Origin of the sequence: Microbacterium sp. ZW T2_14 (assembly GCF_044987405.1) — a bacterium.
Lineage (GTDB): Bacteria > Actinomycetota > Actinomycetes > Actinomycetales > Microbacteriaceae > Microbacterium.
In genome coordinates this window covers 1-23,652 of the sequence record NZ_JBJDRK010000053.1, presented here as the reverse complement: position 1 = coordinate 23,652, position 23,652 = coordinate 1, and the positions used below count along the sequence as shown (strand labels likewise).

19 protein-coding genes and 1 tRNA gene are annotated in these 23,652 nt (G+C 71.2%); 9 read left to right on the top strand and 11 right to left on the bottom strand.

The features are described from left to right. Window positions 1-5: 5 nt before the first annotated feature. A complete protein-coding gene (locus ACI3KY_RS16230; RefSeq protein WP_404931184.1) occupies window positions 6-3,380 on the top strand; it encodes an ATP-dependent DNA helicase in 3,375 nt (1,124 codons plus the stop codon). Between the two features lie 56 nt (window positions 3,381-3,436). Here ACI3KY_RS16230 and ACI3KY_RS16225 read toward each other — a convergent pair whose 3' ends face one another. Next, window positions 3,437-4,798 (bottom strand): phosphotransferase, encoded by a 1,362-nt coding sequence (locus tag ACI3KY_RS16225; RefSeq protein ID WP_404931183.1) that lies wholly within the window; start codon window positions 4,796-4,798, stop codon window positions 3,437-3,439. 78 nt (window positions 4,799-4,876) lie between these two features. Between ACI3KY_RS16225 and nudC the strand changes: the two genes are divergently transcribed. The 3 genes from nudC (at window position 4,877) to ACI3KY_RS16210 (ending at window position 8,224) form a co-directional block, all read left to right on the top strand. Then, window positions 4,877-5,791, top strand: a complete 915-nt coding sequence (gene nudC, locus ACI3KY_RS16220) for an NAD(+) diphosphatase (protein WP_404931182.1) — start codon at window positions 4,877-4,879, stop codon at window positions 5,789-5,791. Next, complete coding sequence (locus ACI3KY_RS16215) at window positions 5,788-7,620, top strand: ATP-dependent helicase (protein ID WP_404931181.1); 1,833 nt, start codon at window positions 5,788-5,790, stop codon at window positions 7,618-7,620. The genes nudC and ACI3KY_RS16215 overlap by 4 nt, the downstream gene beginning before the upstream one ends. Before the next feature lie 322 nt (window positions 7,621-7,942). After that, window positions 7,943-8,224: a hypothetical protein gene (locus ACI3KY_RS16210; protein WP_404931180.1), complete on the top strand. Its 282-nt coding sequence runs from the start codon at window positions 7,943-7,945 to the stop codon at window positions 8,222-8,224. 174 nt (window positions 8,225-8,398) lie between these two features. On the opposite strand, the gene ACI3KY_RS16205 is transcribed toward ACI3KY_RS16210, so the two are convergent. Next, the gene (locus ACI3KY_RS16205) at window positions 8,399-9,853 is read right to left on the bottom strand and encodes a zinc-dependent metalloprotease (protein ID WP_404931179.1); all 1,455 of its coding nucleotides are present in this window, start codon (window positions 9,851-9,853) and stop codon (window positions 8,399-8,401) included. A gap of 145 nt (window positions 9,854-9,998) precedes the next feature. On the opposite strand from ACI3KY_RS16205, the gene ACI3KY_RS16200 reads away from it, so the two are divergent. Then, window positions 9,999-11,123: a PDZ domain-containing protein gene (locus ACI3KY_RS16200; protein WP_404931178.1), complete on the top strand. Its 1,125-nt coding sequence runs from the start codon at window positions 9,999-10,001 to the stop codon at window positions 11,121-11,123. 94 nt (window positions 11,124-11,217) lie between these two features. Then, on the top strand, window positions 11,218-14,154 hold the full coding sequence (locus ACI3KY_RS16195) for a UPF0182 family protein (protein WP_404931177.1): 2,937 nt from the start codon (window positions 11,218-11,220) through the stop codon (window positions 14,152-14,154). 93 nt (window positions 14,155-14,247) lie between these two features. Here the strand turns inward: ACI3KY_RS16195 and ACI3KY_RS16190 are convergent, their stop codons facing one another. The 7 genes from ACI3KY_RS16190 to idi are packed head-to-tail and all read right to left on the bottom strand — an operon-like array spanning window position 14,248 to window position 19,857. Next, window positions 14,248-15,141, bottom strand: coding sequence for a prenyltransferase (locus ACI3KY_RS16190; RefSeq protein ID WP_404931176.1), 894 nt, complete (start codon window positions 15,139-15,141; stop codon window positions 14,248-14,250). Continuing rightward, window positions 15,138-15,461 carry a lycopene cyclase domain-containing protein gene (locus ACI3KY_RS16185; RefSeq protein ID WP_404931175.1) on the bottom strand — a complete coding sequence of 108 codons (324 nt, stop codon included), beginning with the start codon at window positions 15,459-15,461 and terminating at the stop codon, window positions 15,138-15,140. Before ACI3KY_RS16185 ends, ACI3KY_RS16190 begins: the two co-directional genes overlap by 4 nt. Continuing rightward, complete coding sequence (locus ACI3KY_RS16180) at window positions 15,458-15,811, bottom strand: lycopene cyclase domain-containing protein (RefSeq protein WP_404931174.1); 354 nt, start codon at window positions 15,809-15,811, stop codon at window positions 15,458-15,460. Before ACI3KY_RS16180 ends, ACI3KY_RS16185 begins: the two co-directional genes overlap by 4 nt. A gap of 2 nt (window positions 15,812-15,813) precedes the next feature. Then, window positions 15,814-17,379: a phytoene desaturase family protein gene (crtI, locus tag ACI3KY_RS16175; protein WP_404931173.1), complete on the bottom strand. Its 1,566-nt coding sequence runs from the start codon at window positions 17,377-17,379 to the stop codon at window positions 15,814-15,816. Beyond that, window positions 17,376-18,257, bottom strand: coding sequence for a phytoene/squalene synthase family protein (locus ACI3KY_RS16170; protein ID WP_404931172.1), 882 nt, complete (start codon window positions 18,255-18,257; stop codon window positions 17,376-17,378). The genes crtI and ACI3KY_RS16170 overlap by 4 nt, the downstream gene beginning before the upstream one ends. After that, window positions 18,254-19,309: a polyprenyl synthetase family protein gene (locus ACI3KY_RS16165; RefSeq protein ID WP_404931171.1), complete on the bottom strand. Its 1,056-nt coding sequence runs from the start codon at window positions 19,307-19,309 to the stop codon at window positions 18,254-18,256. The genes ACI3KY_RS16170 and ACI3KY_RS16165 overlap by 4 nt, the downstream gene beginning before the upstream one ends. Then, window positions 19,306-19,857, bottom strand: a complete 552-nt coding sequence (gene idi / locus ACI3KY_RS16160; RefSeq protein WP_404931170.1) for an isopentenyl-diphosphate Delta-isomerase — start codon at window positions 19,855-19,857, stop codon at window positions 19,306-19,308. The genes ACI3KY_RS16165 and idi overlap by 4 nt, the downstream gene beginning before the upstream one ends. Before the next feature lie 80 nt (window positions 19,858-19,937). On the opposite strand from idi, the gene ACI3KY_RS16155 reads away from it, so the two are divergent. Then, complete coding sequence (locus ACI3KY_RS16155; RefSeq protein ID WP_404931169.1) at window positions 19,938-20,414, top strand: MarR family winged helix-turn-helix transcriptional regulator; 477 nt, start codon at window positions 19,938-19,940, stop codon at window positions 20,412-20,414. A 289-nt stretch (window positions 20,415-20,703) separates the two neighbouring features. Here the strand turns inward: ACI3KY_RS16155 and ACI3KY_RS16150 are convergent. Then, window positions 20,704-20,777: transfer RNA gene (locus tag ACI3KY_RS16150), tRNA-Met, on the bottom strand. 92 nt (window positions 20,778-20,869) lie between these two features. Between ACI3KY_RS16150 and ACI3KY_RS16145 the strand changes: the two genes are divergently transcribed. Together ACI3KY_RS16145 and ACI3KY_RS16140 are read left to right on the top strand one after the other, a co-directional pair. Continuing rightward, the gene (locus ACI3KY_RS16145; RefSeq protein WP_404931168.1) at window positions 20,870-21,388 is read left to right on the top strand and encodes a DUF6328 family protein; all 519 of its coding nucleotides are present in this window, start codon (window positions 20,870-20,872) and stop codon (window positions 21,386-21,388) included. Continuing rightward, entirely contained in the window at window positions 21,385-22,188 is an 804-nt protein-coding gene (locus tag ACI3KY_RS16140; RefSeq protein WP_404931167.1) for a carbon-nitrogen hydrolase family protein, read from the top strand. The genes ACI3KY_RS16145 and ACI3KY_RS16140 overlap by 4 nt, the downstream gene beginning before the upstream one ends. Window positions 22,189-22,195: 7 nt before the next feature. Here ACI3KY_RS16140 and ACI3KY_RS16135 read toward each other — a convergent pair whose 3' ends face one another. Then, window positions 22,196-23,404, bottom strand: a complete 1,209-nt coding sequence (locus ACI3KY_RS16135; RefSeq protein ID WP_404931166.1) for an aminotransferase class I/II-fold pyridoxal phosphate-dependent enzyme — start codon at window positions 23,402-23,404, stop codon at window positions 22,196-22,198. Window positions 23,405-23,652 lie beyond the last annotated feature (248 nt).

Here is a 23,652-nt window from a genome sequence, read left to right as displayed (position 1 = left end):
TTCCGGTGGCGTCCGGAGCCGACGACGCCCTGCTGCCGACCCCGACGCTATCGGCGCGCGTCATCGCCGCCGCCCTGGGTCAGTTCCCACCGACGGAGGAGCAGACCGCCGTCATCGAGGCGCCGCTCGCACCGGCACTCGTCGTCGCGGGCGCCGGCAGCGGCAAGACCGAGACGATGGCCGCGCGGGTCGTATGGCTGGTGGCGAACGGCATCGTGCGCCGCGACGAGGTGCTCGGCCTCACGTTCACCCGCAAGGCAGCGGGGGAGCTGGCGGAGCGCATTCACAAGCGTCTCGCGCGTCTGGCGGAGTTCGAGCGGCACGGTCTGCTGCCGGCGCTTCCCGGACTCGCGGAGGCGGGCGCACTCGAGGCTTTCGGCGACCTCGAGCGGTCGGGCATCGACGGTGCGCGCGCGACCGCGGAGCGCCACCGGCTGCTCGAGACGCTGGCACGCGCCGTGGACGCGGTGCCCCAGGACTCGTCCGACGACGCGCTGCTGCATCGCCCGACGGTGGCGACCTACAACAGCTTCGCCGACCAGATCGTGCGCGAGCACGCGCTGAGGATCGGACGGGATGCCGAAGCCGCCGTGCTCTCGGAATCCGCCGCGTGGCTCCTCATGCGTCGCGTCGTGTTCGCGTCGGACGACCCGCGCCTCGAAGACCGCGGCGAAGCCGTGCGCTCCATCGTGGACGCGGCACTGCGGATCGCCCGCGACGGCGTCGACAACCTCGTCGACTTCGACGCCCTCGCGGCTTTCCCCGAGCGCTTCCGCACCGTCCGCGAGCTGCCGTCCACCAACCGGCGGACGACGGTGTACGCGGATGTCGCCGACGCGGCCGACCGGGTGGAGGCGCTGGCCCTCCTCGCCGATCTCGCCCGCGAGTACGCGGCCGAGAAGCTGCGGCTCGGTGTCATCGACTTCTCGGATCAGGTCGCCGGCGCGCTCGAGGTGGTCCGGAGCCACCCGGTCGTGGCCGACGAGCTGCGCGACAGGTACCGCGTGGTGCTCCTCGACGAGTACCAGGACACATCCGTGGCTCAGACCGACCTCCTGGCGGCCCTCTTCGCGGGCACCGGCGTGATGGCGGTCGGAGACCCGCATCAGGCGATCTACGGCTGGCGCGGGGCCAGTGCCGGCAACCTGGGCGGCTTCGCCGACGCGTTCTCGCCGGGCGCGGGATGCGCGCAGTACGCACTGCTGACGAGCTGGCGCAACAGCGCGTCCGTGCTGACGGCCGCGAACGCGGTCCTGGCGCCGCTCGCCGCATCCGCGTCTCTGGCCGTGGAAGAGCTGCGCGCCCGCCCGGGCGCACCCGCAGGAGCGGTCGAACTCGGGTTCGATTCCGACCTCGACACCGAGGCCGATCGCGTGGCCGAATGGTTCGCCGGCGTACGGGCCTCCCGCGCGCAGGAGGGTCGTCCGACGACCGGGGCCATCCTGTTCCGCAGCAAGAAGCACATGGTCCGCTTCGGCGACGCGCTCGGGCGCCGCGGCATCCCACATCGCATCCTGGGCCTCGGCGGGTTGCTCTCCACTCCCGAGGTGGTCGACGTGGTCTGCGCGCTGAGGGTCGTCAGCGATCCGTCCGCGGGTTCGGCGCTCATCCGCCTCCTGTCGGGTCCGCGCTGGGCCATCGGCCTGCCGGATCTGCGCGAGCTCGCGGCGCTGTCGCGGCGCCTCGCGCGCCACGACACCGCGCTGCAGCCACTGGCGCCGGAAGTCGTCGAGCGCATTCGCGGAAGCGCCGGTGACGACGACGGCTCGCTCGTCGACGCGCTCGACTTCGTCCTCCGCCAGCGGCCTGACCACGGCTGGCTGGCAGGCTTCACACCCACGGCCCGCGAGCGGCTGCGGGATGCGGCATCCGTCTTCGCGGGGCTGCGTCAGGCGAGCGGCATGCCGATCCCGGAACTCGTGCGGCTGATCGAGCTGGAGCTCCGGCTCGACATCGAGCTCGCCGCGAACGAGTCCCGGGGGCCGGCGCGCATTGCGTCGGCGCAGCTTCGCGCGTTCGTCGACGAGGTCCACGCCTTCCTCGCCGCCGACGAGACCGGATCGCTGTCGAGCCTCCTCGCCTGGCTCGACCACGCGGAGCAGCTCGACGAGTTCGCGCCGCGCACGGAGCCTCCCGAGGACGATGTCGTGCAGCTCCTCACGATCCATGGCTCGAAGGGCCTGGAGTGGGACGCGGTCGCCGTGGTGCGCCTGGTGAAGGACGAGCTGCCGAGCGCCCCGCGTGACACCAAGGCATGGCTCGGTTTCGGTGTGCTGCCCTACGCGTTCCGCGGCGACTCGGCGTGGCTGCCGGTGCTGCGCTGGCAGTCCGCGCAGACCCAGCAGGAACTGAAGGAAGCCATCGACGCATTCGTCGAGGCCAATCGCAACCGTCAGCTCGAGGAGGACCGCCGGCTGGCCTACGTCGCCGTCACGCGCGCCAGGGACCACTTGCTTCTCACGGGAGCGACATGGTCGGGAACCAAGCGGCCCCGATCCCGCAGCGTCTTCTTCACCGAGATCGCCGCGGCGCTCGGGGTGCCGCTCACCGACGACGAGGTCGGCGACGATCCGTACCAAGGAGCCCGGCGCGTGCTGCAGTGGCCCATCGATCCTCTGGGAGCACGCCGGACGGCCGTGGAGGCGGCGGCGCGCGCGGTCGATGCGGCGCACGAGGCGCTCGGTTCCGACTCCGCCGCGCGGCGCGCGGTGCTCGACCCGCAGGCTGCGCTCCTCCTCGCCGAACGCGATGCCCGGCGCGCGCGACCGGTCCACACGGCGCCGACTCGCATCGCGGCGTCCCGCTACAAGGAGTACGTCGCCGACCTGGACGGCACGCTGGCAGCCATCGCGCGGCCGATGCCCGAGCGCCCCTTCCGCCAGACCCGCCTCGGCACCCTGTTCCACGCGTGGGTCGAGCAGCGCTCCGGCCGGGCGGGGCTGGGGGGTTCCCTCGACGATGCACTGTGGGAGACCGATGATGAGATCCCGGGCACCGATCCTTCGAACAGCGAGGCCTCCGTCCAGGACGCCGCGGCTCTGACGGCGCTGCGCGAGCGGTTCCTCGCGTCGGAATGGGCGTCCCGCCAGCCGATCGAGGTCGAGACCGAGATCGACTTCACCACGATCGGCCCGGACGGGCTGCCGCACATCGTCATCTGCAAGCTCGACGCCGTGTACCGCCGCGAGGACCGCGGCGGCAGGATCGAGATCGTCGACTGGAAGACCGGCGTCGCTCCCCGCACGCCCGCCGAGAGGGACGAGCGGATGCTGCAGCTCGAGCTCTACCGCCAGGCCTACCACGCCAAGCACGGCGTGCCTCTCGACGAGATCGACGTCGCGCTCTACTACGTCGCGGAGGACGTCATCCTCCGCGGCTGACGTCGTATCGCTCGGCGGCGGCCAGAGCAGACGATCTCAGCAAGGACCGCCGGGGGTCACTCGGCCCGCCAGCGACGCAGCGCTGCCTCGGAGGCGCGTTCCGCCTCGGCGGCGGCATCCGTTCCGGTGATGTCTTCGCGGTCGGCCCCGAGGGGCAATGGCGCGGGGGACAGGTGCGGCAGTTGGATCGGTGCGGTCGAGACGTCGTCGGCTGCGCGCGCCACCCGCGGCGACGGCGACCCTGCGCCCCCGCCGGCACGGCCCTCGTCGCGGAAGGCCGCCAGGTCCGCCTCGGTGAGCTCCTCCGTGTCGAACCTCCCGGCGCTCCGATCGACAGGGCCGGTATCGGCCCGCTCATCGGCGACCCACTGGGCGAGCTCCTCTGGGTCGTACGCATCGGTCTGCATCGACGTGTCGACGGTCGGCGCCGCGGAACCCGGCGTGCGCTCGAGAAGGGCGATGGCGTCGTCGACGTCGAGCGCGGCATCCGACACGATGTCATCGCCGGCGACTCCTGTGGCCAGCGACTCCAGGAGCTCCACGGCGTCGGCGACGATGTCGTCGCGGTCGACGTCGTGCCCGTGCACCAGCCACTTGGCGAACTCCAGCTCCGCGTAGAGTCGGGCGCGCTCGCGGGCACGGGCGTCGGGGGCGCGGCCGCTTGCGGCGACGTAGGCGGCGTACACGTCATCCGCGGCTTCGGGCGCCGACGCGAGCCACTGCAGGTCGGTGGCAGGGTCGCCGATCGACAGCCCATGCCATTCGAGGAGGCCGGTGACGGTCGGCACCCCGTCCAGATCCTCGAACAGGAACGAGGCGGCACCCGCGCCGCCGAGCATGACGGCCGACTCGAAGCGCCAGAGGTCGTCGGCGTCCACCGCACGATGCCAGCGGTGCGCGAGGCTCACCGGAAGTCGCCGGGTCGCCACGGCACGGTCGATCAGGCGCGTGACGTCGGCACGCACCTGCCCGGGCGTACGTGCGGGAAGTCCCTCGCCCTTGACGATCGAGTGGGGCAGGGCGTGGAGGGCGGCCAGCGCCGCACCCAGGGAGGTCGCCGCGCCGCGACCCGCGGGCAGGTGTGCGGCATCGACGCGGTAGCCGGGGAGGAAATCGACGACCACGACGCGCGTGTCGCCCAGGCCGGCCTCACCGAGCAGTTCCGGCGCGCGGAAGGGGAGCAGCCCGCGGACGCCCGGCGTGAGTGCGCGCAGCGCACGCGCCTCGGCGGCGAGCTCGGGCGCTGCCGACGGGTCGGCTGGAACGCGCACGACGACGCGCCGGCCGTCGTCCAGGTCGGCGACGGCGGCGTCGTAGCGGCCGGTCGATCCCTCCGTGAGGGCTCCGACCCCGACGACCCCGACCCGCGGCAGAGCCGACGTGACCGACGCGGCTAGAGTGAGGGGTGAGCGTGCCATGTGCCCAGGGTAGGTCGGTCGCGCTCGTCCGTCCCCGCGCCACGCCCGGCCCTGAACGACGAAGCGGAGCATGTTCCGATGACGGCGCCTGACAGTACGAGCATCCCTCCGCTGGCACGTCCCGGTTTCGATCGCGCTGCCGCAGAGCGTCTCACGCCCGACCTCATCGGAGTGTCTCAGGCGGATGCCGCGACGCGCGTGCTCGTCATCGTCGGCGACGCGGCGCCACTGGCCGCACCCGACGCGCTGTTCTGGAGTGTGGCGGCAGAGGTGCCCGCCGGAGCCGCGTGGGCCTTTCTCGGCCGCGCCGAGGACGGGGCCGCACTGCTCGCCGCCGTGTTCGCGGCCCAGGAGGAAGAGCTCTTCTCCGCGCCGGCGGGCTGGGCGGGACTGCGTGCCGTGGGGGCAGCGCTCCCCGCGGCGGACGCCGGCGCCTTCGTCGAGGCGCTGAGTCTCGGGCGGTGGCTGCTGGACGCCCCGTTCTGCCCCGCGTGCGGCACTCTCACGAACCTCGGCGACAGCGGCTGGTCGCGCCGATGCCCGCACTGCGGTCGCCAGCATTTCCCCCGCACCGACCCCGCCGTGATCGTGGCCATCACGAGCGCCGTCGACCCCGACCTGCTGCTTCTGGGCTCCAACGCGCTGTGGGGCGCCGATCGCTACTCGTGCTTCGCCGGGTTCGTCGAGGCGGGGGAGTCACTCGAGGCGGCGGTACGTCGGGAGGTGTCGGAGGAATCGGGCGTGGACGTCGGCGTCGTGTCGTACCGCGGCTCGCAGGCATGGCCCTATCCCCGGTCGCTCATGGTCGGCTTCCTCGCGGCAGCGCTCGACGACGGCGCCGCGGAGGCCGATGGTGAAGAGATCGCCGCGGTCCGCTGGTTCACGCGCGACGAGATCGGCACGGCGCTGGAGGGCGGCGGGGATGTCCTGCTGCCTGGCCCTGCCTCCATCGCGCATCGCCTCATCGCCGACTGGCACGCGGAGCGGCCATGAGCACCGACGCGCTCGCCGGGCTCGACGAGCACCAGCGGGAGGCGGTCACCGCGTTGCGGGGACCGGTCGTCGTGCTGGCCGGTGCCGGCACCGGGAAGACACGCGTCATCACGCACCGCATCGCCCACGGGGTCGACACGGGGGCTTACTCGCCGGGCCGTGTGATGGCGGTCACCTTCACGACGAAGGCCGCGGGCGAGATGCGCGGCCGACTGCGCGCGATGGGCGTGGCCGGCGTGGCGGCGCGCACGTTCCACGCCGCGGCGCTGGCCCAGCTCAACTTCTTCTGGCCGACGCTCGCGGGCGACAGCGCCCCCGGCATCGTCGACAACAAGGTGCGGCTGCTCGCACACGCGGCCGACGGCGTCGGGCTCTCTCCCGACCGGGCCACGCTGCGCGACGTGGCGTCCGAGATCGAGTGGCGCAAGGTCTCGATGCTCAGTGTCGACGGCTACGTCGCCGCCCGACCGAACGGGGTCGGGCGGCTCGGTGTGGATCGCGTCGTGGCGCTGCAGCACGCCTACGAGAAGCTCAAGGACGAGCGGCGGCAGCTCGACTTCGAGGACGTCCTCCTCGCCTGCGCGGGCATGCTCGAGGCCGAGCCGCAGGTTGCCAAGGCGGTACGCGAGCAGTACCGGCATTTCACGGTGGACGAGTTCCAGGACGTGTCACCGCTGCAGAACCGCCTGCTGGAGCTGTGGCTCGGGGACCGGCGCGACATCTGCGTGGTGGGCGATGCCAGCCAGACGATCTATTCGTTCGCCGGCGCCGACGCCTCCTTCCTCCTCGACTTCCCGACGCGGTTCGAAGGGGCGCGGGTCGTGCGACTCGAGACGAACTACCGATCCGATGCGCCGATCCTCGCCGTCGCGAACGAACTGATGCGCGGGCGCCCGGGAGCACTGCACCTGACGGCAGCAGCCTCACGATCCGCGGAGCCTGCATCGCCATCCGCCGATTCCGTCGCCACGGACGCGTCGGGCACGGAGCGGACGCCTGCGTCGCCGCTGCCCACCGTGACGGCGTTCGAGGACGACCGCGCCGAGGCGCGCGCTGTCGCGTCCCGGGTCGGCGCGCAGATCGCCGCCGGTGCCGATCCCGGCCACATCGCGGTGCTCTATCGCTCACACGCGCAGTCCGCGGAGCTGGTCGCGGCGCTCGCCGACGCCGGCATCGCCACGACGGTGCTCGGGGGCCGGCGCTTCTTCGACATGCCCGAGGTGCGTCAGGCGGTGATGGAGCTGCGGGCGGCGTCGGTCGCCCCCATCGAGAGCGGCTTCGTCGACACCGTGCGGGACATCCTGCGCTCGCGCGGGCTCACCGACGACCCGCCCGAGGCCGGCGGAGCCTTGCGCGACGCCTGGGAGGCCCGGGCCGCACTGCTGCGCCTCGCGCAGGAGGCGCCGGCCGGCACGACGCTGCGCGCCTTCACAGACGAGCTCACGGCCAGGGCGAAGGTGCACGACGAGCCGGCGATGCGGACGGTGACCCTGGCGACGCTCCACGCGGCGAAGGGCCTGGAATGGGAGCACGTGCACCTGATCGGCGTCGCCGAGGGCCTGCTGCCGATCTCGTATGCCACGACGTTCGATCAGGTCGACGAGGAGCGCCGGCTGGCATACGTCGGCATCACGCGAGCCGGGCGAACGCTGTCGCTGACGTGGTCTCGAGGCGTACGGGAGCGGCAGCCGTCGCGGTTCCTCCGAGAGATCGGCAGCGGCACTCTGCGTGCGGGCGGTGCGACCGCACGTTCCGGTGGAGGGAGCCGGCGCGCAGGATCACCGACCGCGTCCGCGACGCGGAGGGGTTCCGCGCTCGGTCCGCGATGAGCCGTCCGGCCACGATGCCCGCCTCCCAGAGCACCGCCGGCTCGGTCTCGACCGGGCGCCCCAGCAGCTGCGCCGCGACCGCCGGCCACGACGGGTCGTCGTCGCGGCGCTGTGCGGCGACGCAGGCGAGGCACGCCGTGCTCCCCGGCTCCACGAACGGTCCGATCTCGGCCCCCGACCCGGTCAGGGCCACCGGAACGTGAGGGACGTCCGCCGCCATGAGACCGGAGGCCGTCCCGGGCGCGACGAGCCGGTGCACGACGAACACCACCGCCGCGGCATCCCTGCCTGAGATCCCGACCGGGTCGAAGCGGTGGGCGGTGTGGACGTCGAAGCCGGCCGCCGCCAGGCCGGTGCCGACGGCGTCCCGCTGCTGCTCGGGCACGTCGGAGGCGCAGTGCAGCGTGACGGGGTGCGGGGCTTCGGCGTCCGTCGTCAGGGCGCGACGGATGCGGGTGAGGAATCGTGCGGCAGCCGAGGCATCGGGGGCACCCAAGGCCTGCGCAAGGGGCACGAACGCGCCGTCGGGGATGCCGCGCTCGAGTTCCCGGAGGACACGCTGCTGCCACGGCTGGGGATCATCGAGGATCGCGACCGGTTCTGAGCCGAACTGGAGGGCGGTGTCGGTCCGCCATACCGGCGGATACGCGGGGTCGAGTCGCAGCATGCGGCCGATCCTGCCCCACCGAGTGCGGCGTTCGGGCGGTATCCACAGGGCCGACCGCCGATGCGATCGCATCCGGGCCTGGGGAGGAGGCGCGGCCCCGGGCTCAGCGCGTCACACCGGGCGGTGATCGTCCGGCGTGCCGTTCCCCCCGTCGTCCTCGGAGGCGTCCGGCCCCTCAGCAGACGTGGGATCGGCCGAGGCATCTTCCGCCGCAGATTCGCCGAGCTCTTCGCCGGCCAGCAGGCGCGCGAGCGCGTCATCCATCTCGTCGCGCACGGGCTCTTCGCCCCGCGCCCGCGCCTCGAGGCGGGCGACGAGAGCGCCGGGATCGTCGATGTCGGCGGCGGCAGGCATGAGGTCGGGGTAATCCCACAGGGCGTCGCGCGCGGCGGGGCCCACCGCATCCGTCACGGCACGCCACATCGCGGCGGCCTCGCGCATGCGGCGGGGGCGGATCTCGAGCCCGACCAGCGAGCCGAGCGCGCGGTCGGCGGGGCCGCCGACCGCGCGACGGCGGCGCACCGCCTCGGAGATGCGCTGCGCCGCGGGCAGCCGCGACGTCGCATCCTCGGTGACGACCTCGACCCAGCCCTCGATGGTCGCGAGCAGGTTCTCGAGCCGCGCGAGGGCGGCGTCCTGCGCCTCGGAGCGTGCCGGCAGCAGCGCGCCGCTCTCGATCGCCTTGCGCAGCTCCTCCGGCTCGGACGGGTCGAATCGTGTGGCGAGATCTTCCAGCGCGTCGGTGTCGACGTGCACGCCTCGCGCGAAGTCGGTCACCTGCGAGATCACGTGCAGCCGAAGCCACCGGGCGTGGCGGAACAGCCGCGCATGCGCCAGTTCGCGCGTCGCCGCGTAGAGGGCGAGCTGGTCGTCGGGGACCTCCAGGTCGCGCCCGAAGTCGGCGAAGTTCTGGGGGAGGATGGCGGCCTCGCCGTCCGGCATCAGCGGGATGCCGACGTCACCACCGCTCACGACCTCTTTGGAGAGGTTGCCGACCACCTGGCCGAGCTGCGACGCGAACAGCGAGCCGCCGACCGTGCGCATGAGGCGTCCCGCCCCCTGGACGAGCCCCTGCATGTCTTCGGGCGCCTGCTCGCTCAGCGCGGTGGTGAGCGCATCGGCGATGCTCGTCGCGACGGGGGCGGCGAGCTCCTCCCACACCGGGAGGGTGGCTTCGACCCAGGCGCCGCGCGTCAGCGTCACCGGGGGAGCGGGCAGCTCCGAGATGGTCGTCGCTTCGCTCAGCCAGAGGGTCGCCAGCGAGAACGCCTGATCGAGATCGGTGCGCTGGCCGGCGGTGACGCCGAGTCCCTCCTGGTTGGCGATGTGCAGCGCCTGGCGCTTCGCCATGTCCCATGAGATGCCGCTCTCGTCGGCGTTCTCGAACGCGCCCTGCAGCTGGCGCATGACCGCCTGCATCATGGCGGGATCGATGTTCATGCCGGAGAGTCGCGAGAGCTGCTCCGGATCGACTTCGCCCGCGGAACCACCGAAAAGCCGGCGGATGAGCTCCTGGAAGTCGTCCTCGGGGCTCGGTCCGTCGCCAGGGGTCTCGTCGTCTGCCACTTCAGCCGCCTTTCAGCCGGTCGATGACGTTGCGCTCTACGCTAGTCGCAGCATCCGACGCACTCCCCGGCAGGGACCCCCTATGCCTTACGCCGGTCGCGAACGACCCGGCACCCATAGACAAGGCACGGAAGAGAGGTCCCTCGTGGCCCTGTTCGACGAGAACACGACGATCGAGCCCGCCCCCCGACCGCGGATGTCGCGGCGCACGCTCGCCGGCGTCTGGGCGCTCGCCGTGGCGATGGTCGTGCTCCTGATCATCACCTTCCTGCCGACCTCGTACGTCATCCAGCGGCCCGGTCCGGTCTACAACACCCTCGGCAGCGCCGAGAACGCCGAGGGCGAAGAGGTGCCGCTGATCTCTGTCGAGGGCGCGCAGACCTACCCGACCGACGGCTCGCTGGACCTGCTGACCGTGCAGGTGCAGGGCAACCGCGAGCGCACGCCGTCCTGGTTCGAGCTCGCGATGGCGTGGTTCGACCCGAGCAAGGCCGTGCTCCCCGTCGATGCGATCTTCCCCGAGGGTCAGTCGACGGACGACCGCAATGCGGAGAGCGCCCAGATGATGGTGAACTCCCAGCACGAGGCGACCGCGGCAGCGCTCACCGAGCTCGGGTACGACGTCGGCGCGCAGCTGTCGGTCTTCTCGATCATCGATGGGGCCGCCGCCGAGGGCGTGCTGCAGGAGGGCGACCTCATCCTCGAGGCGAACGGCGAGCCGGTCGCCGACGTGGCGGCGCTGCGCGAGGTCATCAATGACGGCGAGGGCGACCCGGTGGCGCTGCTGATCGAGCGCGACGGTGAGCAGCAGACCGTCGAGGTGACCCCGAAGGAGTCCACCGCCGGCGACGAGACGACCTGGATCGTCGGTGTGAATCTCATCACCGACTACGACTTCCCGATCGACGTGACCATCCAGCTCGACAACGTCGGGGGTCCGAGCGCGGGCATGATGTTCGCCCTCGGCATCATCGACACGCTCACGCCGGAGGAGCTGAACGGCGGCGAGCAGGTCGCCGGCACCGGCACGATCACCGCCGACGGCGAGGTGGGGCCGATCGGCGGCATCCGTCAGAAGATGTGGGGAGCCGTGGATGCCGGGGCCGACTGGTTCCTCGCCCCCGAGGCGAACTGCGACGAGGTCGTCGGTCACATCCCCGGCGATCTACGCGTCTTCTCGGTCGAGGACCTCGATGACGCGCTCACCGTCCTCGACGCGGTCCGCGACGGCGGCGACCTCGACGCGCTGCCCACCTGCACCGCCGGGTGAGCCGGGGGATCGTGCCCGAAACGTTGCGCGATTCCGAGAGTTCGCCCAGGGAGGACAAGGCGGCCGCCCTGGATCCGCCGCCTAGGATGGGACGGTGACCACGACCTCGTCGCCGACCCCGGCCACACCCTCCCGCACCCGCCGCGTCATCGCCATCACGCTTGCGATCATCGCCGCCCTCGTGGTGGCGTTCTTCGTCTTCGCGAGCCTCTACGCGGACTGGCTGTGGTTCGATCAGCTCGGGTTCACGGAGGTCCTGCTGACCCAGTGGGTCGCTCGCGTGGTCATGTTCGTGGTCGGCTTCCTCGGGATGGCCGTGCCCGTGTGGCTGGCCATCCAGCTCGCCTACCGCCTGCGCCCGGTCTACGCGCGGCTGAGCTCGCAGCTCGACCGCTACCAGGAGGTCGTCGAGCCCCTGAGGCGCCTCGCGATGTGGGGCATCCCCGTCTTCTTCGGCTTCTTCGCCGGCTTCGCCGCCTCGGCGCAGTGGGAGACGACCTGGCTGTGGTTCAACGGCGTCGCCACCGACACCACCGATCCCGAGTTCCACCTCGACACCGGCTTCTACATGTTCGCCATGCCGTTCTGGAGCTCCGTCATCGGGTTCGCGTCCGCGGTCCTGCTGATCTGCCTGCTCGTCACCGCACTGGTGTCGTACCTGTACGGCTCGGTGCGGGTCGGCCAGCGCGAGCTGCGCATCTCGAAGTCCGCGCGCATCCAGCTCGCGGTGATCGCCGGCCTCTACCTGCTGGTGCAGGGTGCCAGCCTGTGGCTCGACCGCTACAAGACGCTCGTCGAGTCCGGCGCCGACGACCGCATCACCGGTCCCGGCTACACAGGTGTGAACGCGATCATCCCCGGCCAGACGATCCTCGCCATCGTGGCCGTCATCGTCGCGATCCTCTTCTTCGTCACCGCGGTCATCGGACGCTGGCGCTATCCGCTGATCGCGACCGCGCTGCTGGTGGTGTCGGCGATCGTGGTGGGTGTGGGCTATCCCTGGGTGGTCAACACGTTCCAGGTCCAGCCGAACCGCTTCTCGCTCGAAGAGGAGTACTACCAGCGCAACGTCGATATGACGCACCAGGCGTACGGCGTCTCCGGCCTCGAGCAGGAGGACTTCGCCGCGGTGACGGATGCCGAGCCCGGCCAGCTGCGCGACGACGCCGCCACGACCGCGCAGGTGCGCATCATGGACCCGGCGATCATCTCGCCGAACGTGCGCCAGCTCGAGCAGTACCGCTCCTACTACCAGTTCGCCGACCCGCTCGACGTCGACCGCTACGAGCGGGACGGCGTCTCGCAGGACACTGTCGTGTCGGTGCGCGAGCTGAACCTGGACCAGCTCGGAAACGCCGCCGACTGGCAGAACTCGGCGGTCGTCTACACGCACGGCTACGGCATCGTGGTCGCGAAGGGCAACGACCGCACCGGCGACGGCGATCCGGTCTTCCTGGAGCGCGGCATCCCGGCCAGCGGTTTCCTCACGGATCAGGACGACTTCCAGCCGCGCGTCTACTTCGGCGAGTCCTCGCCGCCGTACTCCATCGTCGGTGCACCGGAAGGCACGCCGCCGGCGGAGCTGGACTACCCCGAGGGCGGCGACGCCGCCTCGGGCGAGCAGAAGACGACCTTCGAGGGCGACGGCGGGCCGAGCCTCGGCAACGTGTTCAACCGGCTGGTCTACGCGCTCAAGTTCCAGGCCGAGCAGATCCTCTTCTCGGACTACGTCAACTCGGAGTCGCAGATCCTGTACGACCGCAACCCGCGTGAGCGCGTGCAGAAGGTCGCACCGTACCTGACGCTCGACAACGACGCGTACCCGAGTGTCGTGGACGGCCGCATCGTCTGGATCATCGACGGCTACACCGTCAGCGCGAACTACCCGTACTCGTCGACCGTCAGCCTCACCTCGGCGATCTCCGACTCCAGCAACCCGGCACCGCGGTTCGCCGTCGACGACATCAACTACATCCGCAACTCGGTGAAGGCCACCGTCGACGCGTACGACGGTTCGGTGACGCTGTACGCGTGGGACGAGGAGGACCCGCTCCTGCAGGCATGGCAGAAGGTGTACCCGGCGACCATCGAGCCGATCAGCAAGATGTCGGCCGACCTGATGAGCCACGTGCGGTACCCGACGGATCTCTTCAAGGTGCAGCGCACGATCCTGGGCGTCTATCACGTCGACGACGCGCGGTCGTTCTACCAGAGCGACAACCGCTGGCAGACGCCGAACGACCCGCAGGACGACCAGCTGCTGCAGCCGCCGTACTACCTGACGATGCAGATGCCGGGCGAAGAGGCGCCGACGTACTCGATGTTCACCTCGTTCATCCCGTCATCGACGGGAGGGAACGCCCGGAACGTCCTCATGGGCTACCTCGCGGTCAACTCGAACGCCGGGGCGGAGGCCGGTGTGAAGAGCGACGACTACGGCAAGCTGCGGATGCTGGTGATCGACGCGGACACCCCCGTCTCGGGACCCGGTCAGGTGCAGAACGACTTCGACTCGCAGCCCGAGGTCTCGTCGTTCGTCAACATCCTGAAGCAGGGCGACTCCGACGTCCTGAAGGGCAACCTGCTCACCCTGCCCGTCGGCGGCGGTCTGCTGTACGTGCAGCCGGTCTTCGTGCAGTCCTCCGGTGCGACGAAGCTGCCCAAGCTGCAGAAGGTGCTGGTCTCGTTCGGCAAGGACATCGCGTTCGAGGACACGCTGAACGAGGCGCTCGACACCCTCTTCGGCGGCGATTCGGGTGCTGACGCCGGCGACACCGACGTCGAGCCCACGCCGGGCGCGACGCCGGCGCCCGAGCCCACGCCCGGGCCCACCGAGTCGGCCGAGCCCACCGAGCCCACCGGCCCGACCGAGCCTACCGACGAGTACCAGACCGCGCTGCAGGATGCGCAGCAGGCGCTGCTCGACCGGCAGGCGGCCCTCGAGAAGGGCGACTGGGCCGCATACGGCGAGGCCGACGCCCGGCTCACCGCCGCGATCGAGAAGCTCATCGAACTCGGCGACCAGCAGTAGACCGGTTCTCCACGACGGGCCGTCCATCGGAAGATGGACGGCCCGTCGTCGGTGTGCGGCGCCACCGGCGCCACCTGGGCAGTGCGCCGGGGCTCAGCGGGTGAGCAGGGCGTACCAGATGAGCAGCAGGGTCACCACGAAGCCCGACAGCTGGTTCAGCCAGAGGAACCGCCGCCATCCGGTCGTCGCGGTGACGGCGTCCGCGTCGGCGACGGAGCGGTAGGGCCAGACCGTCACGAGATAGGGCAGCGCCAGCACGGCGGCCAGCGGGCCGGGCCAGGTGGTGGCGAGCATCGCGACGCCCGCGGCACCGTAGCAGGCGAGCGCGAAGCGCACCGTCCATCGCGCTCCACGCGCGGTCGCGATCGACGCGATGCCGGCCTCCCGGTCGGCGACGACGTCCTGCACCGCGCCGAACGCGTGAGAGGCGACCCCCCACAGCGCGAACGCGACGATGAGCGCGCCGAGCGGCAGCGTCCACGTGGCGCCGGCCAGCACGAGCGCATAGACGGCGGGGGAGAAGAAGTGGATGCTGCTGGTCACCGAGTCCGCGAAGGGCCGCTCCTTGAGGCGCAGGGGCGGCGCACTGTAGAAGACGACGAAGAACAGGCTCGCGGCGAGCACCAGCCACGACACCGGTGACCCCACGACCACGAGGTACGCGACGAACGGCAGACACAGGAGCCCCGCGGTCCACAGGGTGGCGCGGTGCAGCCGCCGGTCGAGCACGGCACCGTGCGCGCCGCCCTTGCGCGGGTTGCGCAGGTCGGACTCGTAGTCGAACACGTCGTTGATGCCGTACATCGCCAGGTTGTACGGCACGAGGAAGAACAGGGTGCCGACGACGAGCGTCGCGTCGATCTGGCGCGTGGTGAGCAGGTAGGCCGCGGCGAACGGGTACGCGGTGTTGATCCAGCTCACCGGCCGTGAGGCGATCAGGAGCTGTCGCATGACGGCACCGGCGCGGAGCGCAGGTGCGGCGGTCATGGTCGCGCCTCCTGCCGCCGGCTCGGTGCGCTCTCGAGCAGCGTGAAGACCGCGGGAACGAGGAACGCCGCGCAGAGCGGGTACGCGAAGTCCTCGATCGGGGCGAGGCCGATCCGCACCCCTGAGATGAGCGCGTCGGGGTAGGTGAACAGTCCGGCGGCGATCATCAGGTTGTCGAACACGGCTGTGAGGGCGACCAGGATGCCGGCGGCGATGGCCGACGCCGTCATACGCCGCGCGAACCCGGGGCGGCGCATCGTGAGCAGCGCGACGACCGCCGTGATCGTCAGGAACGGCAGGACGATGAGCGGATAGGTCATCGTGCGGCCTCCGACGGCGAGGCCGCGGCATCCGTCCGGCGACGCTCGAGCAGGCGCTGCGCGCCCGCCCAGGCGACCAGCGCGAGGTAGCTCAGGAAGGCCAGGAAGAACGGCTCCTCGAGCGGGAGGTGCGGTGCGAGGTCGATGCCGACGAGCAACGGACTGTCGCCTTTGAGGAAGACCCCTGCGGCGATGCCCGCGGCGTCCCAGATCAGGAAGAACGCCGTGCCGATGCCCACCGCGGCCAGCGTCCGGCCGGGCGCCGACCATGCGGCGAGCCGCCATCGTCGATCGAGGAGCAGCACGCCGAAGGTGGAGGCGAGGATCGCCGCAAGGTAGAGGCCGGGCACCGTCACACTCTCGCAGGTTCCGCGAGGGGACCGGGAGACCGGTCACCGCGGAGCCGCTTGACGACGAGCTCGGCAGAGATGAGGCACATCGGCAGACCGATGCCCGGCAGCGTGGAGGCGCCCACGTACGACAGGCCGTCGACGCGTCGCGACGCGTTGCGCGGACGGAAGACCGCGCTCTGCCCGAGGGTATGCGCGAGGCCGAGGGCATTGCCGCGCCAGGCACCCAGCTCGTCGGCGAAGTCGCCGGGCGCGACCGTGCGGCGCACGACGACGCGGCTCGCCAGATCCGGGATGCCGCACCAGTCGGCGATCTGCGCGATGACGCGGTCGGCCGCGGCCTCGATCTGCGGCTCGCCGTCGCCGCCGATGCCCCCGTGCCCGAGGCTGGGGTCCGCGGGCACGGGGACGAGCACGAACAGATTCTCGTGCTCCGGAGGCGCCACGTTGGGGTCCGTGCCGCTGGGTCGGCAGACGTAGAGCGACGCGGGATCGGGGATCCGCGGATGCGAGCCGAAGATGTCGTCGAAGCCGGCGCGCCAGTCGTGTGCGAACAGCAGCGTGTGGTGCGCGAGCTGCGGCAGCGTGCCCTGCACGCCCAGCATGATGAGCAGCGCGCCCGGACTCGGCGTGCGCGAACGCCACCACTCCTCGGGGTAGCTCTGCTCGGCACGGGGGAGGAGCTGGGTCTCGGTGTGGTGCAGGTCCGCACCCGACACGACGAGATCGGCGCTCACACGGCGCCCGTCGGCGAGTTCGACGCCGGTCGCCGCCCCAGCATCCGTCGTGATCGCCGTGACGCGTGCTCCGGTCTCGATGACGACTCCGGATGCCTCGGCCAGCCGTGCGACCGCTCCGATGAGCTCCGTGAACCCGCCGCGCGGGTACAGCACGCTGTCGTCGAGGTCGAGGTGACTCATCAGGTGGTAGAGGCTCGGAACCCCGTACGGCGAGCCGCCCAGGAAGACCGCGGGGTACTCCAGGATCTGGCGCAGGCGTGGATCCGTGAAGCGGCTCTCGACGTGGCGGGCGAGGCTGCGGGTGAGCAGCGGCGCCAGCCGCGGCATCCGTCGCAGCAGAGCCGGGTCTCTGAGACCCGCCGTCGTCTCGTACGTGTCGTAGAGGAACCGGTTGACGGCGAGGTCGTACGCGTCGGCCGCGGAGTCCAGGTAGGCGTCCAGCCGTAGACCGGCTCCCGGCTCCACGCTCTCGAAGAGCGCCGTCGCTGCGGCGCGCCCGGAGCGGACGTCGAGCGGACCGAGACCGGTGGAGGGGTCCGAGTAGACGCGGTAGGCCGGATCCAGCGGCACGAGGTCGAGTTCGCGCTCGGCGGTGGTGCCGAGCAGCCGGAAGAAGTGGTCGAACACCTCGGGCATGAGATACCAACTGGGCCCGGTGTCGAAGCGGAACCCGTCGTGCTCCCACGATCCTGCTCGGCCGCCGAGCTCGTCTCGAGCCTCGAACAGCGTGATCTCCCAGCCCTCCCTGGCCAGCAGCGCGGCCGTTGCCAGGCCGCCGATGCCGCCGCCGATGACGACCGCGCGTCGCGGGGAGTCGTGCGTGCTCATGCGCGGGCCTCTCGTGGAGCGAATCCCAGCAGCGCGCGGGCGGCGAGGCGCGCCTTGACGGCGTCCGGCACACGCACCCGCTCATCGCCTTCGGCGCACGCGCGCAATCGTGCGGCGAGTTCGGCGAAGAGGTCGTGCGCTGCGGTCACTGCCCGACGGCAATCGGCCGGCAGCGCCGGGATCGTGCGTGCGGCCGCGGCGAGGTCGGCATCGATGCGATCCAGGATGACGGCGCGCTCCGTCTCGCCGGTGGCGGGGCCGAGGTAGTCCCGGCCGAGCACCGTGTCGTCGTGGGCGCGGTCGCGCAGGAAGTTGACGTCCTGGAACGCGGCGCCGAGTCGTCGGGCGCCGTCTACGAGCTCAGCCGAGGGGGTGACGGGATGCGGCGCACCCGCGTTGACGAACACCTGCAGGCACATGAGGCCGATGACCTCGGCCGAGCCGTACACGTAGGCGTCGTGCGACGGGGCGTCGTGGCGGACCGTGTGGAGGTCGGTCCGCATGGAGGCGAAGAACGGCGCCACCAGGTCGGCGCCGATCCCGCATTCGCGGGCGGTGCCGGCGAACGCGTGGACGACGAGGTTCGAGCTGAAACCGCGGAGCGTCGCGTCGAGCACCTCCTGCTCCAGCTTGTCGAGCACCTCCTCCATCGCCTCGGGCGACAGCCCCGCCTCGGCTGCCGGCCCGTCGACGATCTCGTCGGCGATCCGCGCGAGTGCGTAGATGTTCCGCACGTGCGGCCGCGGCCGCGCCCCGAGCATGCGGCACGCGAGCCCGAACGAGGTGGAGTAGCGCGCGATCACGGTGGCGGCGGCATCCGCCGCGGCCCGGTCGTACAGTGCGAGCCCCGTCGCCGTGCGGTTGCGGGTGTCGCTCACGGGACCCGCCCTTCGACGCCGTCGGCGAGAGTGCGCAGCAGGACGCCGGCACGATCCGGCAGCGCCGGGTCGTGCGATGCGGCGCGCACCGCGTCGAGCGTCTCGCAGATCAGTGCGACCATGCGCTCGCGCGCACCGCTCGATTCGAGCACGGACTGCGCCTCGCGGACCGCCACCGGCCCCGTACGGGCGAGGGCGAGGGCTTCGTCGACGCGGCCTGCGGCCGCGGACTCGCGTGCCAGCGCGACCAGCGGCGTCCGCTTGTTCTCACGGAGATCGGGGCCGGTGTCGCGGCCGGTCTGCTGGGTCGTCCCGAACGCGCCGATGAGATCGTCGACGAGCTGAAAGGCGAGTCCGGGGCGCCCGCCGGCGTCGCCGAGCACACGCAGTGCTTCGGCGTCCGCGCCGCCCAGGAGCGCGCCCGCCTGGAGGGGAGCGCGGAACGAGTACACCGCGGTCTTGTTGAACGCGGTGTCGAGTGTGGCGCCACGAGAAGGATGCCGCGTGGCGACGCTGTTCTCCACGTCGGCGAGCTCGCCGGCGGCGGAGACGAGGATGGCGTCGTCCAGGAGCGTGAGCAGCCGGTCGCGCGTCGCGTCGTCGGTGTGTGCCATGGCGACGAGCCGGAACGCCTCGTGGAGGAGGATGTCGCCCGCAAGGATCGCGGCCGCGTCACCGAGCAGCGCGGCGCCGTCCGCACCGGCGCCGCCGTCACGCGCCCGGATGCGGAATTCGCCGGCGATGTTCGGCACTCCACGACGCACCGTGTCATGGTCGATCACGTCGTCGTGGACGACGAAAGCCGTATGCAGCAGTTCAAACGCCGCAGCGACCGAGAGCGCGGCGGAGGCGTTGGCATCATCGCCGCGGAACGCGTCGAAGGAAGCGGTGACCAGAGCCGGCCGCAGGCGCTTCCCGCCGTGGGCTGCGCGGGTGATCGCGTCGGCCAAGGCGCTGAATGCGGGACCGAGCTCCGTCGCCCGCTCGCGGATCCTTGCCAGCGCGCCGTCGATCGCGATCTGCAGATCGGGATCGGCTGCCGCCGGGATCATGATGCCCGGCGCCGTCGTGAGGGAGCGTCGAACAGGTGCAGCTGCTGGGCCTGTAGCACCAGCCACGGACTGAACGCCCAGGGGGTCGCCTCGAGCGAGGTGGCGATGGACTCCGGATCCACCCAGCGGGCGTCGACGACCTCGAGCGGATTGAGCACGGGCTCATCGTCGGTGTACGCGATGTAGACCGGGCAGACCTCGTGCTCGACGATGCCGTTCGCGTCGGTGGCGCGATAGCGGAAGAGGGGGAGTGCGACACGGAGATCGGTCAGCGTGAGCCCCAGCTCGAAGTCGGCGTGCCGTCGGACGGCGGCCAGAACGGGTTCCGCCGGACGGGGGTGCCCGCAGAAGGAGTTGGTCCAGACACCGGGCCAGGTGCGCTTGCCCAGCGCCCGGCGGGTGATCAGCACCTGGCCCGCGCTGTTGAGCACGTGGCACGAGAACGCCAGGTGCAGCGCGGTGTCGGGACCGTGGACGCTCGCCTTCGGCGCCGTGCCGATGGGGTTGCCGTCATCGTCCAGCAGTACGACGTGGTCGGTGTCGGGCATCCGATCACTTCCTCTCGATATTGCTAGCGAAACTAGCAATCTTTCGTGTGCGATGCTACAACGGGTTGGAGGGAACGTCCATGATGTCCGAACGCTGGCAGCCGCAGACCGAGCATGAGCACGCCGTGATGCGGGTGCTCACCTCGATCCGCACCGTGAGCGATGCCATGGAGCGCATGCACAGCGGCATGAAGGACGACATGGACATGAATGCCACCGATGTGGCGGCACTGCGGATGCTCGTCATCCGCGAGCGGCAGGGCCTATCCGTCAGCCCCCGCGACATCGCCCGGCATCTGCGGATCTCCACCGCCTCGACGACGAAGCTGCTGGATCGGCTCGTCGATTCGGGCCACGTCGAGCGTCGCCTTCACCCCACGGACCGCCGAGGTCGGGTGGTCGTGCTGACCGAGGATGCCCGCCACGCCTTCTTCCGGGTCTTCGGGGAACGTCTGCGCGCCATGCGCACCGTCGCCCTGCGGTACGACGAGCTGGAGCTCTCGGTGATCGAGAGGTTCCTCGACGACCTCAGCGACGCCATGGATCCGCCGGACTGACGCGTCGCGCGCGGAGCCTCTGCGGCGCGGGACCCCCTGAAGCAGGTTCGCGGCGCCGGTCTCGTAAGAGAAAACGAAGAAGAGGGCCTCCCTTGCGGGAGACCCTCTTCTTCTCTTCTGTTGCGGGGACAGGATTTGGCCACGCCGCCCCTCCACGCGCGCCGCTGGCGCGTCGCGCGCGGAGCCTCTGCGGCGCGGGACCCCCTGAAGCAGGTTCGCGGCGCCGATCTCGTAAGAGAAAACGAAGAAGAGGGCCTCCCTTGCGGGAGACCCTCTTCTTCGTTTTCTGTTGCGGGGACAGGATTTGAACCTGCGACCTCTGGGTTATGAGCCCAGCGAGCTACCGAGCTGCTCCACCCCGCGGCACAAGGAATAGCCTAACACGGGTTTTTCGTGCTCACGAACACGGGCGGCTCGGGTTGCTGTGCTCCCACCCTCCGCGACAGGATGAGCGCATGCCCGGCGACCGCGATACCGACCCTCTCGACGACCGCTTCGACGGTCGCGATGAGACCCGGGAGGAGCGGGCCGACCGGAACTGGAACGAGGTGCTGCAGGAGCTGCGTGTGCTCCAGACCGGCACACAGATCCTGACAGGCTTCCTGCTCGCCCTCGCGTTCCAGCCGGCGTTCGCCGACCTGTCCGATGGCCAGCGCACCGTGTACCTCGGTCTCGTGGTCCTGTCTGCGCTCAGCTCGATCGTCGCCCTCGCGCCCGTCGCGCTTCATCGCGTCCTCTTCCAGCAGCGCGCGAAGCCGGCTGTCGTCAGCTACGGCCACGCCGCCCTGATCACGGCGCTGCTGACCGTGTCGGTGCTGCTCGTCGGGGTGGTGGCGTTCGTGTTCGACGTCGTGCTGGGAGGGACCGCCGCCTGGTGGGCACTGATCCCGCTGGCGCTGCTCATCCTCGTGCTGTGGTTCGTGGCGCCTGCCATCATGCGCGTCCGCCTGCGCGCGAACGGAGATCGACGATGACCGACACCCTCCCGATCGCGGTCGCGCAGTTCGCGCCGACCGCCGACACCGCAGCGAACCTGGAGGTCATCGCGCAGCTCGTCGCGACGGCATCCGGTCGAGGCGCCCGGGTCGTCGTGCTCCCCGAGTACTCCAGCTTCTTCGTCGACCCGTTCGACGAGTCGCTCTCCGAGAACGCCCAGGACCTGGACGGTCCCTTCGTGCAGGCTCTCACCGAGATCGCCCGGGCGCGGGGGGTGGTGGTCGTCGCCGGTCTGCTGGAGCGGGCGAGCGACGAGCGGCGCGTCCGCAACACCGCCGTGGCGGTCGACGGGACCGGCCTGATCGCCCACTACCGAAAGCTGCATCTGTACGACGCGTTCGGGCAGCGCGAGTCGGACTGGGTCGAGCCGGGCGAGGCCTCGCCGCCGCAGACCTTCGAGCTCGGCGGACTCCGGTTCGGGCTCATGACCTGCTACGACCTGCGGTTTCCGGAGGTGGGACGGCTGCTCGTCGACGCGGGCGCCGACGTGTTCCTCGTCCCGGCAGAGTGGGTGCGCGGCCCGCTCAAGGAGCATCACTGGCGCACCCTCCTGCATGCCCGCGCCATCGAGAACACCGTGTTCGTGGCCGCGGCCGACCACCCGCCGCCCCTGGGCGTGGGCCACTCGCTGATCGTCGATCCGCTGGGCGTCGAGCTCGCCGCCGTCGGCACGTCGACCGACGTCGCTGTGGCGCATCTCGACGTCGGGGCCATCGAGCGCGTGCGGCGGGTCAACCCTTCGCTGGCGCTGCGACGCTTCCGCGTGGAGCCGCGCTGAACCGGCGTCAGACGACGGGGACGAGTCCTGCGAGACGGGCTGCCGCCTCTTCGAGCACGTCGACCCGTTTGCAGGCCGCGAAGCGCACCAGGGTCGCGTACTCGGCCCGCCGCGCGGGCGTGGCGAAGGCGGTGAGCGGGATGGCGACGACCCCGGCACTCTCGGGGAGCGCGCGGCAGAAGGCCGCGGCATCCGTCACGCCCAGCGGGGCGGCGTCTGCCACGGTGAAGTACGAGCCCGCCGGTTCGGACACGCCGAAGCCCGCCGTGCGCAGCCCGGCGCCCAGCAGATCGCGTTTGGCGCGCAGGGCCTGGGCGATGCCGCGGAAGAACTCGTCGCCCAGACGCAGCCCGGTGGCGATCGCCGGCTGGAACGCGCTGCCGTTCACATAGGTCAGGAACTGCTTGACCGCGAGCACCGCGTCCACGAGGGGCGCAGGCCCCGAGATCCAGCCGATCTTCCAGCCCGTGGTCGAGAAGGTCTTGCCGCCCGACGAGATGGTGAGGGTGCGCTCCCAGGCACCCGGCAGGGTGGCGACCGGGACGTGCGGGGCTCCGAAGACCAGATGCTCGTACACCTCGTCGGTGACGATGAGGGCGTCGTGGCGCTCGGCGAGCCGCACGATCTCGGTGCGCACCTCGGCGTCGAACACCGCACCGGTCGGATTGTGCGGGTCGTTGACCAGGATGATGCGGGTGCGGTCCGTGACAGCGGCACGCAGCTCCTCCAGGTCGGGCTGGAAGCCCGGCCACCGCAACGGCACCGTCACCAGCCGCGCGCCCGCCAGCGCGACGACAGCGGCGTACGAGTCGTAGTACGGCTCGAAGACGACCACCTCGTCCTCCGGATCATCGAGCAGGGCCAGCAGCGCGGCCGCCAGCGCCTCGGTGGCACCGGCCGTCACGAGAACATTGCGAGCGGGGTCCAGCCGCAGGCCGTAGAACCGCTCCTGGTGCTCGGCGATCGCCGACAGCAGATCCGGGATGCCGCGGCCCGGCGGATACTGATTCACACCGTTGGCGATCGCCTCGCGCGCGGCCTCGAGCACTTCGGCGGGTCCGTCCTCGTCGGGGAAGCCCTGCCCGAGATTGATCGCGCCGGTGTGTGCCGCAAGCGCCGACATCTCCGCGAAGATGGTGGGGTGGATCGAACCGTCGGCGCCGACGAGTCCTGCACCCGCAGCAGTGCGGTGCCATGCTCCGGGGATCTGTCGCATCGCTTCACCGTACCGGGCGGGCTCATCCCTCTTGCATAGGCGAGTCCCACTCACGACATAAGAAACGCACAGCATCTGTGGGCACAGTGGTGAGTGCTTGGCAAAAGGAGCAATCATGAGCGACATCCAGGGCGATCGCCCGGAAGACCAGACCCCCGCCGTCCCGACTCAGCCGGCCGCGGAGGCCGCCGCGCAGACGCCCGCCGAGCCGGAGACCCCGGCCGCGGTCGCCTCGGAGGCGGCTGCGC